This is a genomic window from Herbiconiux sp. (assembly GCF_023264895.1).
GTDB lineage: Bacteria > Actinomycetota > Actinomycetes > Actinomycetales > Microbacteriaceae > Herbiconiux.
Genome location: NZ_JAHFUY010000056.1, coordinates 17,564 through 29,561 on the forward strand (window position 1 = coordinate 17,564; position 11,998 = coordinate 29,561).

Annotated in this window: 7 protein-coding genes; 4 read left to right on the forward strand and 3 right to left on the reverse strand. The window is 71.2% G+C overall.

What is annotated here, in order from left to right; all coding sequences use genetic code 11:
* Positions 1–972: a tetratricopeptide repeat protein gene (locus tag Q0D57_RS11615; protein ID WP_291043570.1), complete on the forward strand. Its 972-nt coding sequence runs from the start codon at positions 1–3 to the stop codon at positions 970–972.
* Positions 973–1,334: 362 nt separating this feature from the next.
* Here Q0D57_RS11615 and glgB read toward each other — a convergent pair whose 3' ends face one another.
* Together glgB and Q0D57_RS11625 are read right to left on the reverse strand one after the other, a co-directional pair.
* Positions 1,335–3,554, reverse strand: a complete 2,220-nt coding sequence (glgB, locus tag Q0D57_RS11620) for a 1,4-alpha-glucan branching protein GlgB (protein WP_291043554.1) — start codon at positions 3,552–3,554, stop codon at positions 1,335–1,337.
* Complete coding sequence (locus Q0D57_RS11625) at positions 3,554–5,554, reverse strand: alpha-1,4-glucan--maltose-1-phosphate maltosyltransferase (protein WP_291043572.1); 2,001 nt, start codon at positions 5,552–5,554, stop codon at positions 3,554–3,556. Before Q0D57_RS11625 ends, glgB begins: the two co-directional genes overlap by 1 nt.
* A gap of 269 nt (positions 5,555–5,823) precedes the next feature.
* Between Q0D57_RS11625 and glgP the strand changes: the two genes are divergently transcribed.
* Together glgP and Q0D57_RS11635 are read left to right on the forward strand one after the other, a co-directional pair.
* On the forward strand, positions 5,824–8,412 hold the full coding sequence (glgP, locus tag Q0D57_RS11630; RefSeq protein WP_291043556.1) for an alpha-glucan family phosphorylase: 2,589 nt from the start codon (positions 5,824–5,826) through the stop codon (positions 8,410–8,412).
* Positions 8,413–8,447: 35 nt separating this feature from the next.
* Positions 8,448–9,917 carry a DHA2 family efflux MFS transporter permease subunit gene (locus Q0D57_RS11635; protein ID WP_291043559.1) on the forward strand — a complete coding sequence of 490 codons (1,470 nt, stop codon included), beginning with the start codon at positions 8,448–8,450 and terminating at the stop codon, positions 9,915–9,917.
* Here Q0D57_RS11635 and Q0D57_RS11640 read toward each other — a convergent pair.
* A complete protein-coding gene (locus Q0D57_RS11640) occupies positions 9,872–10,504 on the reverse strand; it encodes a TetR/AcrR family transcriptional regulator (protein ID WP_291043562.1) in 633 nt (210 codons plus the stop codon). The two genes, Q0D57_RS11635 and Q0D57_RS11640, sit on opposite strands and share 46 nt — an antisense overlap.
* Before the next feature lie 72 nt (positions 10,505–10,576).
* Here Q0D57_RS11640 and Q0D57_RS11645 point away from each other — a divergent pair.
* Positions 10,577–11,998, forward strand: a 1,422-nt coding sequence (locus Q0D57_RS11645) for a DHA2 family efflux MFS transporter permease subunit (RefSeq protein WP_366518608.1), incomplete at its 3' end; no start/stop codon positions are given.

The window sequence follows — 11,998 nt, forward strand, 5'->3', positions numbered from 1 at the left end:
ATGCCCCCGCCCTCCGCCGCCGGCAACCTCCGCGGCGCCGTCGACCTCTCGTCGCTCGTGAATCGCGCGAACGCTCCCGCGGGCACCGCCGCGCCCGGGGCGCCCGCGCCGGGGGCCGAGGGAGCGCCCGCGGGCACCCTGCCCTCGCTCGTGCTCGAGGGCACCGACGCGAACTTCACCGGATTCATCGAGCTCTCGAACACCGTTCCGGTGATCGTCGACCTCAAGGCCGACTGGGCCGAGGCGAGCAAGGAGCTCACCGGCCTGCTGGTGAAGCTCGTCACCGAGTACGCCGGCCGGCTCGTGCTCGTGGGTGTCGAGGCGCAGGAGAACCCGCAGCTCGCGCAGGCGTTCCAGGCCCAGTCGGTGCCCACGGTCGCCGCTCTCGTGGGCGGCCGGCCGCTCTCGCTCTTCCAGGGCACCTACCCCGAGGAGGAGCTGCGGGCCGTGCTCGAGCAGGTGCTGCAGCTGGCGGCCCAGAACGGCGTCACCGGAACCGTCTCGGTGGCCGGTGCCGACGCCTCCGCCGCCGACGCGGGCGAGCCCGTGGAGGAGCCGCTGCCGCCGCACCATGCGGAGGCCTACGAGGCGATCGAGAAGGGCGACTACGCGCTCGCGATCGCCGAGTACCAGACCGCCATCGCGCAGAACCCCCGCGACACCCTCGCGGTCGCCGGTCTCGCGCAGGTGCAGCTGCTCGCGCGCCTGCAGGACAAGTCGCTCGACGAGATCCGTGCCGCCGCCGCGGCGTCGCCCGACGACCTCGAGGCGCAGCTCCTCGTGGCCGACCTCGACCTCTCGGGCGGCCACATCGACGACGCCTTCGGCCGCCTCCTCGATCTCTTCCCCAAGCAGGACCCCGACGGCAAGAACACGGTCCGCACGCGCCTCCTGGAACTGTTCGAGGTCGTGGGAACGGACGACCCGCGGGTGGCGGGGGCACGGCGGCGGCTGGCTGGGCTGCTGTACTGACAGCACACGAGGCGCTGGCCGTACTGGTTCGCGGGTGGGATCGCGGCGGAACTAGTTGGTGGGTGGAACGGCTGTGCTGGTTGCGCGCCGGTCCCTGCCCGGCGCGCGCGGCATGTTCCGGTGAGGTCGCTGTCGCGGCCTCGCCGTCACCTGGGTCGTCGAGTAGGGCCCGTCGCGTTCGCATCCCCCAGAGGCTCATTCGTCGAGACAGCCAAGTTCTTCGCTGCCGAAACACTTGCGCGGGGCCGAAAGCCGCTGGCCGCTCTTAGACGACCCAGAGCGCCGGCGAGGCCGCGAATGCGACCTCACCGAAGCATGTCGCCTGCGCCGGGCAGGGACCGGCGCAGAAACAAAACAGCCGCTCAAGCCCTCCGCGGCTTCAGGAAGAGCGCCGCCAGCGGCGGCAACGTCAGCTCCACCGACGCCGGACGCCCCGACCACGGCACGTACTCCGCCTCGACGGTGCCGTAGTTGCCCACGCCCGAGCCGCCGTACTCGACGGCGTCGGTGTTGACGAGCTCGTCCCAGCGGCCACCGAAGGGGAGGCCCACGCGGTAGGGGCCCACGGGGGCGCCGGAGAAGTTCATGAGCACGGCGATCGGGTTGCCCTCGGAGTCCCAGCGGAGGAACGACACGAGGTTCTGCGACGACGAGCCGCCGTCGATCCACTCGAAGCCCGCGGGCTCGTTGTCGAGTGCCCAGAGGGCCGGGTTCTCCTGGTAGACGCGGTTGAGGTGCCCCACGAGCGAGAGCAGCTGCTGGTGCACCGGCTGGTCGAGGATCCACCAGTCCAGTCCACGCTCCTCACTCCACTCGGAGGGCTGTCCGAACTCCTGGCCCATGAACAGCAGCTGCTTGCCCGGGTGCGCCCACATGAAGCCGAGGTAGGCGCGCAGGTTCGCGAGCTTCTGCCAGTGGTCGCCCGGCATCTTGCTGAGCAGCGAGCCCTTGCCGTGCACGACCTCGTCGTGCGAGATCGGCAGCATGAAGTTCTCACTGAAGGCGTAGATGAACGAGAAGGTGATCTTGCCGTGGTGGTAGCTGCGGTTCACGGGATCCTCCTCGATGTACTCGAGGGTGTCGTGCATCCAGCCCATGTTCCACTTCATGCCGAAGCCGAGCCCGCCGCGGTTCGTGGCGTGCGTGACGCCCGGCCACGAGGTCGACTCCTCGGCGATCATCACGATGCCGGGGTACTTGCGGTAGGCCGTCGCGTTGACCTCCTGCAGCATGCTGATTGCCTCGAGGTTCTCGCGCCCGCCGTACTGGTTGGGCAGCCACTCGCCGTCCTTGCGGCTGTAGTCGAGGTAGAGCATGCTCGCCACGGCGTCCACCCGCAGCCCGTCGATGTGGAACTCGTCGAACCAGTAGAGGGCGTTCGCCACGAGGAAGTTGCGCACCTGGCTGTTGCCGAAGTCGAACACGAGGGTGCCCCAGTCGGGCTGCTCGCCGCGGCGCGGATCCGAGTGCTCGTAGAGCGGCTCGCCGTCGAAGCGGGCGAGCGCCCACTCGTCCTTCGGGAAGTGCCCGGGCACCCAGTCGACGAGCACGCCGATGCCGGCCTGGTGCAGTCGGTCGATCAGGTAGCGCAGGTCGTCCGGCGACCCGAAGCGCGAGGAGGGCGCGTAGTAGGAGGTGACCTGGTAGCCCCACGAGCCGCCGAACGGGTGCTCGGCGAGGGGCATGAACTCCACGTGCGTGAAGCCGAGGTGCTGCAGGTAGGGGATGAGCTCGTCGGCGAGGGTGCGGTAGTCGAGTCCGAGCTTCCACGAGCCCACGTGCATCTCGTAGACGCTCATCGGCTGCGTGTGCGGATCCGTCTCGGCGCGCTTCGTCATCCACTCGCCGTCGTTCCAGGCGTAGCTCGTGGTGTCGATCCGGGAGGCCGTGAGCGGGGGCACCTCGGTGCCGCGCGCCATGGGGTCGGCGCGGCCCACCCACTGGCCGTGCTGGGTGAGGATCTCGTACTTGTAGTTGGCTCCGGCTGTGAGCTCCGGGATGAAGATCTCCCAGACCCCGGTGCCGCCGAGGCTCCGCATCGCGTGGCGCACGCCGTCCCAGCCGTTGAAGTCGCCGATCACGCGGACGGCCCTCGCGTGCGGCGCCCACACGGCGAAGGCGGTTCCGGCGAAGCCGGCGTCGACGCCCCACTTCTCCTCGACGCGGGCGCCGAGCACCTCCCAGAGCTTCTCGTGCCGGCCCTCGCCGATCAGGTGCAGGTCGAGCTCGCCGAGCGTGGGGGAGAAGCGGTAGGGGTCGTCGGCGGTCCAGGAGCTGTCGTCGTCGTAGTGCGCCTCGATCGTGTAGTCCGAGAGCCCGGTCAGGGTGTGGCCCTGCCAGATGCCCGCGTGCAGGTGCGCGAGGTCGACGCGGGCGCCGTTGGCGAGCACCGCGGTCACCTCACGGGCGAGCGGCCGGAGCGAGCGGATGACCGTGACCGGGTCGCTGACGCCCGGCAGTTCGACGAGGTGCTGGCCGAGCACCGAGTGCGGGTCGTAGTAGCTGCCGGCGGCGACGGCGTCGAGCGTCTCGACGGGGATCTCGGGGAGGGCGGGGGCTGCGGAGGGAGGGGGCAGCGTCATCAGGAGTCTCGTTCCGTCTCGGTAGGCGCGTCGTCGACCGGCGGGCTGACGTGCAGGATGTGCGCGGGCTGCGTGAAGGCATCCAGTCGCACGTAGTTGTGATCGGACCACTCCCAGTGGTTGCCGCTCAGCAGGTCGGTCACGCCGAAGACGGCGCCGGGCCGGAGCCCGAACTCGGTGAGGTCGAGGTGCACGGTGGTCTCGCGCACGGAGTGCGGGTCGACGTTCACGACCACGATCACGGTGTCGGAGACGCCGTCGGGGGTGAACTCGCCGTCGAGGTGCTTGGAGTAGACCACGATCGAGTCGTCGTCGCTGGCGTGGAAGCGGAGGTTCCGCAGCTGGCCGAGCGCCGGGTGCACACGGCGGATGGCGTTCAGCCGCGTGATGTCCTCGGCGATCGATCGCCCTGCGGCCTCGGCCGCCACGAAGTCGCGCGGCTTGTACTCGTACTTCTCGTTGTCGAGGTTCTCCTCGGCACCGGGCCGCGCCACGTTCTCGATCAGCTCGAAGCCCGAGTAGACGCCCCAGGTGGGGGCACCCGTCGCCGCGAGCACGGACCGGATGCGGTACGCGGCGGTGCCGCCGAACTGCAGGTACTCGGTGAGGATGTCGGGGGTGTTGACGAACAGGTTGGGCCGGAAGAACGCGTCGGTCTCCTGCGAGATCGAGGTGAAGAACTCCTCGATCTCGGTCTTCGTGTTGCGCCAGGTGAAGTAGGTGTACGACTGCTGGAAGCCCACCTTCGCGAGGCCCTGCATGGCGGCAGGCCGGGTGAAGGCCTCCGCGAGGAAGACGACCTCCGGATGCGCGGCGTTGACCTCGTGGATGACCCACTCCCAGAAGTCGAGCGGCTTCGTGTGCGGGTTGTCGACGCGGAAGATCGACACGCCCCTGGCGATCCAGAACTCCAGCAGGCGGAGCGCCTCGGCACGGATCCCGGCGGGGTCGTTGTCGAAGTTGATCGGGTAGATGTCCTGGTACTTCTTCGGCGGGTTCTCCGCGTAGGCGATCGTGCCGTCGGGCAGGGTCGTGAACCACTCCGGGTGCTCCTTCACCCACGGGTGGTCGGGCGAGGCCTGCAGGGCGAAGTCGAGCGCGATCTCGAGCCCCGCCTGCTTCGCCTCGGCCACGAAGCGGTCGAAGTCCTCGAGCGTGCCGAGATCCGGGTGCACCGCGTCGTGACCGCCGGCCGCGCCGCCGATCGCCCAGGGGGAGCCCGGATCGCCCGGCTGTGGGTCGAGGGTGTTGTTGCGGCCCTTGCGGTAGGCCTCGCCGATGGGGTGGATGGGCGGCAGGTAGAGCACGTCGAAGCCCATCGCGGCCACGGCCGGGAGGCGCTCGGCGGCCGTGCGGAAGGTGCCGCTCCGCCAGGTGCCGTCGGCGTCCTGCTCCGCGCCGATCGAGCGCGGGAAGAACTCGTACCAGGAGCCCGAGCCCGCACGGGTGCGCTCCACGCGCAGCGGATGCCACGCGGAGTGCGTGACGAGGCTCTCGGCCGGGCGGACGGCCAGGGCATCCGTCACAGCCTTCTGGTAGGCGGAGGCGAGGCGCTCGGTCTGCGGGCCGGCGGTGGCGCCGAGCGTGGCGGCGACCTCGGCGAAGAGGGCCCGGTCGGCCTCGGGCCGCGAGCTCTCGGCGGCCAGGCGCGCGAACAGCTCGGCACCGAGCGCGAACATGAGCTCGACGTCGACGCCCGCGGCGATCTTGACGCTCGCGTTGTGCTCCCACGTGGCGTAGTCGTCGGAGAAGGAGCGGATGCGGAAGCGCCAGTCGCCCTCGCTCGTGACCTGGGCGAGGCCTCGCCACTCGTCGTCCCAGCTGTGCGTGCGGGTGAGCGGGCGGTCGATCACGGTGCCGTCGGGTGCCTCGAGCTCGAGGTGCGCGCCGACCGCGTCGTGGCCCTCGCGGAAGACGAGGGCGCCGAACGGGATCACCTCGCCCACGAAGCCCTTGGCGGGCCAGCGGCCTCCCTCGACCTGGGGGAAGATCCCGAGCACCGGGATGCGGCCGATCGAGGGCTGGAACGACGTGGGCGGGGCGGCCTCGGCCGTCACCGCCGTGCTCGCCGGAGTCGTCGTCGGAGTCTTGACGGGGGCGGTCTTCTTGGCCGGCGCCGCCGACGATGCCGCTGGTTTCTTGCGCGTAGCTGCCACGCTTCAGACCCTACCGACAAAGGGGAGGCCTGCAACCCGTGTTCACGACGCCGCAACCCGACTGCCCTAGGCTGACGGGGTCGGTCGGAACCCACCCCGAAGGAGACCACCCCGTGAAGGCGATCCGCAGGTTCACCGTCCGTTCCGTTCTGCCCGAGTCGCTCTCGGCGCTCGGCGAGCTCGCCGCGAATCTGCGCTGGGCCTGGCACGAGCCCACGCGGCAGATCTTCGCCCACATCTCGCCGGACGACTGGCGATCAACCCTCGGTGATCCGGTGGCACTGCTCGGGGCCGTCCGCCCCGAGCGCCTCGCCCAGCTCGCCGACGACCCCGGCTTCGTGGCGTGGGCGAACAGCCTCCGCGGCGACCTGCACGCCTACCTCGAGGCGCCGCGCTGGTACCAGGGGCTCGAGGGCGTGCGCCCCCGCACCATCGGCTACTTCTCGCCCGAGTTCGGCATCGCCGCCGCGCTCCCGCAGTACTCCGGCGGGCTCGGCATCCTCGCCGGCGACCACCTCAAGGCCGCGTCGGACCTCGGGGTGCCGATCATCGGCGTGGGGCTGTTCTACCGCTCCGGCTACTTCTCGCAGGCCATCTCGCGCGACGGCTGGCAGGAGGAGAGCTACCCCGTGCTCGACCCCGACGGCCTGCCGCTCTCGGTCCTCCGCCTCGCTGACGGCACGCCCGCCCAGATCGTGCTCGCGCTCCCTGACGACCGGGCGCTCTACGCCCGCATCTGGCAGGCCCAGGTGGGTCGCGTGCGCCTGCTGATGCTCGACACCGACATCCCCGACAACGACGACGACCTGCGGAGCGTCACCGACCGCCTCTACGGCGGCGGCGGCGAGCACCGCCTGCTGCAGGAGCTGCTCCTCGGAGTGGGCGGCGTGCGCGCGCTCGAGGTCGTCTCCGAGCTCACCGACCAGCCGATGCCCGAGGTCTTCCACACCAACGAGGGCCACGCCGGCTTCCTCGGCCTCGAGCGCATCTCGCACCTCATCGGCGGCGGGCTGTCGTTCGACGAGGCCCTCGAGGTGGTGCGCGCCGGCACGGTGTTCACGACGCACACGCCCGTGCCCGCGGGCATCGACCGGTTCGACCGCTCGCTTGTGGAACGCTACTTCTCGACCGACATGCTGCCGGGGCTCGACGTCGGCGACGTGCTCGCGCTCGGCGCGGAGGACTACGAGGGCGGGTCGCCCGACATGTTCAACATGGCCGTGATGGGGCTCCGCCTCGCGCAGCGGGCGAACGGCGTCTCGGTGCTCCACGGCGAGGTGAGCCGGGGCATGTTCTCCGGGCTGTGGCCGGGCTTCGACCGCGCCGACGTGCCCATCACCTCGGTCACGAACGGTGTGCACGCGCCCACCTGGACCGATCCGCTGCTGCAGGAGCTCGCCCGCACGAAGCTCGGCACCGGCCACACGACCGCGGCCGACTGGACCTCGGAGGCCGTCACCGACGCCGAGCTCTGGGCCGTGCGCGGCGACATGCGGCGCCAGCTCGTGCACGACGCCCGGCGCCGGGTCACCGAGGCGTGGCGCCGGCAGAACCCCGACTCGATCCCGCCGGCCTGGTACCAGGGCCTGCTCGACCCGACCGTGCTCACCATCGGGTTCGCCCGGCGGGTGCCCACCTACAAGCGGCTCACCCTCATGCTGCACGACCCCGAGCGGCTGAAGTCGATCCTGCTGAACCCCGAGCGGCCGATCCAGTTCGTGGTGGCCGGCAAGTCGCATCCGGCCGACGAGGAGGGCAAGCGGCTCATCCAGAAGCTCGTGCACTTCGCCTCGGACCCCGAGGTGCGGCACCGGATCGTGTTCCTGCCGAACTACGACATCGGTATGGCGCAGCTGCTCTACCCCGGCACCGACGTGTGGCTCAACAACCCGCTGCGGCCGCTCGAGGCCTGCGGCACCTCCGGCATGAAGGCCGCGTTGAACGGCGGGCTCAACCTCTCCATCCTCGACGGCTGGTGGAACGAGTACTTCGACGGCGAGAACGGCTGGGCCATCCCCACCGCCGACTCGGCGGGAGACGCCTCCGAGCGCGACGCCCTCGAGGCCGAGGCGCTCTACGACCTGCTCGAGAACCAGGTGGCGCCCCGCTTCTACGATCGCGACGCCGACGGCATCCCGACCCACTGGATGCAGTCGATCCGGCACACCCTCGCCACCCTCTCGCCCGAGCTGAGCGCCGAGCGGATGGTGCGCGAGTACGTGCAGCGGCTCTACGTTCCGGCGGCCGCGGCCGAGCGGGCGATGACCGTCGACGACCACGAGGCCGCTCGCGCGCTGTCGGAGTGGAAGCACCGGATCGAGGACGCCTGGGGCGGGGTCGCGGTGGTGCACGTGGAGTCGGGCGGGCTCGACGACACCCCGCAGGTGGGCGACGAGCTGCACGTGCGCGCGCACATCCAGCTCGGCGCGCTGTCGCCGGCGGATGTGGCGGTCGAGGTGGTCTACGGGCACGCGGTGCACGGCGACGACATCTCGGAGGCGGCCACGGTGGAGCTGTCGACGCCGCACACGGCGGGATCGGATGCTGATGGGGACTCGGGCGCCGGCTCGGCCGACAGGGTCTACTCCGGCACGGTCGCCCTGGCGAAGTCGGGCTCGTTCGGCTACACCGTGCGGGTGGTTCCGAAGCACGCCCATCTCGCGTCGCCGGCGGAGCTCGGCCTCATCGCCGTCGCGCACTGACGGCGGCGACGGGTTCGGGGCGGGAAGGCTCGACGATGAGCGGCAGGCGGGTGCCGGCCGGGCTGGCGGTGCTCGCGGCGTCGCTGCCGATGTTCATGGGGTCGCTCGACAACCTCGTGGTCACGAGTGCGCTGCCGGTGATCGAGAAGGATCTCGGAGCGACCGTCGAGCAGCTCCAGTGGTTCGTCAACGCGTACTCGCTGAGCTTCGCCACCTTCATGCTGTTCGCGGTGGCGCTCGGCGACCGGTTCGGGCGGCGGCGGATCTTCCTGGCGGGCATCGTGGTCTTCACGCTCGCCTCCGCCGCCTGCGCGCTCAGCGCGAGCCCCGAGATGCTCATCGTCTCGCGCGCCGTGGGCGGGGCGGGGGCCGCGGCGATCATGCCGCTCTCGCTCACCCTGCTCGTCGGCTCCGTGCCCGACAGGTTCCGCACCATCGCCATCGGCATCTGGGGCGGTGTGTCCGGCCTCGGGGTGGCGCTCGGACCCCTCATCGGCGGGGCCGTGGTGGAGGGCTGGAACTGGCAGTCGATCTTCTGGCTGAACGTGCCCATCGGGGTCGTGGCGGTGCCCCTCGCCCTCGTGGCGCTGCCGGCGGTGGCGGGCACGCGCATCCGGATCGACCTGCTGGGGGTCGTGCTCGCGGGTCTCGGCATCCTCGGGCTGGTCTACGGCATCGTCAACGGCAACACGGCGGGGTGGGGGAGTGCGGAGGTGCTCGGGTCGCTCGCCGCGGGAGCGCTGCTGCTCGTGGGGTTCGTGGTGCGCGAGCGCATGGCCGTGTCGCCGCTGCTGCCGCTGCGGCTCTTCCGTGACCGCAGCTTCACCGTGGCCAACATCGTGGGGCTCGTCTTCAGCTTCGGGATGTTCGGGGCCGTGTTCATCCTCGTGCAGTACCTGCAGGTGGTCGCGGGGGCGTCGCCGCTCCAGGCGGGGCTCATGACCACGCCCTGGACTCTCGCGCCGCTCATCGTGGCCCCTGTCGCGGGCGCCCTCGCCCCGAGGGTCGGCACACGCGCCCTCATCGTGACGGGCTGCCTGCTGCAGGCCGCGGCGGTCGGCTGGCTCTCGCTCACCATGAGTCAGGAGCTGCAGTACCTGGTGTTCCTGCCCGCGTTCCTCTGCGGCGGCATCGGCATGGGGCTGGTCTTCGCGCCCATCTCGACGGCAACGCTCGCGAACATGTCGGCGGCCGACAACGCCAAGGCCTCGGGCACCAACGCGACCGTGCGCGAGATCGGGGTGGCGCTCGGGGTGGCCGTGATGACCTCGGTGTTCCTCGGGGCGGGCGGCACGTTCACGGCCACGGGCTACGTGAGTGCGGCGGCGCCGGCGATCGCCGTGGGGGCCGTCGTGCTCGTGGGGGCGGCCGTCGCGGCGCTGTTCCTGCCGCCCGGGCGTGGCACGGGCGCCGTGCCGGAGGGGGATCCGGATCCGGGTCGGCGGGAGCCGGATCCGGGTCAGCGGGAGCCGGATGCCCCGGCGCGGGAGCCCGCGGCGGGCTGACGCGGCGGATGGGTCGCGCGGATGATCTCGAGCTTCTCGGGGAACACCGTGACGAGGAGCTCGCGCACGGCCGGATCCTCGTCGTAGTCGTCGAGCATCCGGACGCCCAGGATGACGTTCGAGAGCATGCCGCCGGCGAGGAAGGCCGACGCCTCGTCGGCCGACATGCCGCCCTCGTCGCGGAGGAGACGGTAGACGTCCATGAAGCCGCAGCGCGCCGCCGGTCCGATGACGGGCTCGGCGCCGAGCGAGAAGGCGTGCATGAGGCAGAGCAGGATGCCGCGGTTGCCGGTGAGCTCGAAGTACGCGAGTCCCAGACGCCGGGGGAGCGGCACCTCTTGGTCTCCCGCGATCGCGGCGCGGAACGCCTCCATGAGCTGGTCGAGGGCTCGCCCCAGCACGTCGAGGAAGAGCTGCTGCTTCGTGCCGAACATGCGCACCACGTAGGGCTGGCTGACGCCGGCGGCCCTCGCCACGGCATCCGTGCTCGCCCCGTGGTAGCCGGCCTCGCCGAAGACCGTCGTGGCGGCGTCGAGCACGAGCTCGCGCCGCTCGTCGGAGGACATCCGCGTCTTCTTGTCGGTCACGCTTGACAGGGTATCAGTTGATTACTTATGGTCGCTTGTAATCATCCGATTACCTATTGTGAAGGAGCCTTCGTGGCGATCACCGATTCCCGGCCGGCGACGAACGCGGGGCGTTCAGGCCGGCCGGCACCGCGCATCCCGGTGTGGCTGGCCATCGTGGCGGCGAGTGTGCCCATGTTCATGGCCTCGCTCGACAACCTCGTGGTCACGAGCGCCCTTCCCGTGCTGGGCCGCGAGCTCGACGCCTCGATAGAGCAGCTGCAGTGGTTCATCAACGCCTACACGCTGAGCTTCGCCGCCTTCATGCTCCTCGCCGTGGCGCTCGGCGACCGCTACGGCCGGCGCACGGTCTTCCTCGCCGGCATCGGCGTCTTCACGGCGGCCTCGGCCCTCTGCGCCGTCGCCCTCGACCCGGGAACACTCATCGCGGCACGCGCCCTGCAGGGGGTCGGTGCGGCCGCGCTCATGCCGCTCTCGCTCACGCTCCTCGTCGGCTCGGTGAGCGCGCGCCTGCGCCCGCTCGCGATCGGCATCTGGGGCGGGGTCGCGGGCCTCGGGGTGGCGACCGGGCCGCTCATCGGCGGCGCCGTGATCGAGGGCTTCAGCTGGGAGGCGATCTTCTGGCTCAACGTGCCCATCGGCATCCTGAGCGTGCCGCTCGTGCTGCTGGCGCTGCCGAACTCGTTCGGGGCGCGGCTCCGGGCCGACGTGGTGGGCGTGCTGCTCGCCGGCCTCGGCGTGCTGGGGCTCGTCTTCGGGATCGTGCGCGGCAACGACGCGGGCTGGTCGAGCCTCGAGGTGGTCGGGGCGCTCGCCGCAGGCGCCGTGCTGCTCGTGGCGTTCGTGCTCTGGGAGCGCCGCGTGCCGAACCCGCTGCTGCCGCTTCGGCTGTTCCGCGACCGCAGCTTCACCGTGGCGAACATCGTGGGCCTGACGTTCAGCTTCGGCATCTTCGGCTCGGTGTTCATCCTCATCCAGTACCTGCAGATCGTGGGCGGGGCGACACCGCTCGAGGCGGGCGTCATGACGATGCCGTGGACCCTCGCGCCCATGGTGATCGCACCGCTCGCCGGACTGATCGCGCCTCGGGTCGGCACGCGGCTGCTCATCGTGGCCGGGCTCGTGCTGCAGGCCACCGGGGTGGGCTGGCTCGCCGCCGTCATGTCGACCACGCTCGACTACGGGGCCCTCGTGCCCGCCTTCGTCTTCGCGGGCGTGGGCATGGGGCTCGTCTTCGCGCCCTCCTCGACCGCCGTGCTCGCGAACATGAGCTCGGACGACAACGCGAAGGCCTCGGGCACCAACTCGACCCTGCGGGAGATCGGGGTGGCCCTCGGCATCGCCGTGCTCACCGCGGTCTTCACGGGGGCGGGCGGTTCGTTCACGCCCGACGGCTACGTCGACGCGGCGATCCCCGCGATCGCGGTGGGCGCGGCGGCCTTGGCGCTCGCGGCGGTGGCGGCCCTCTTCCTCCCCGCGAGTCGCGACCGCCCG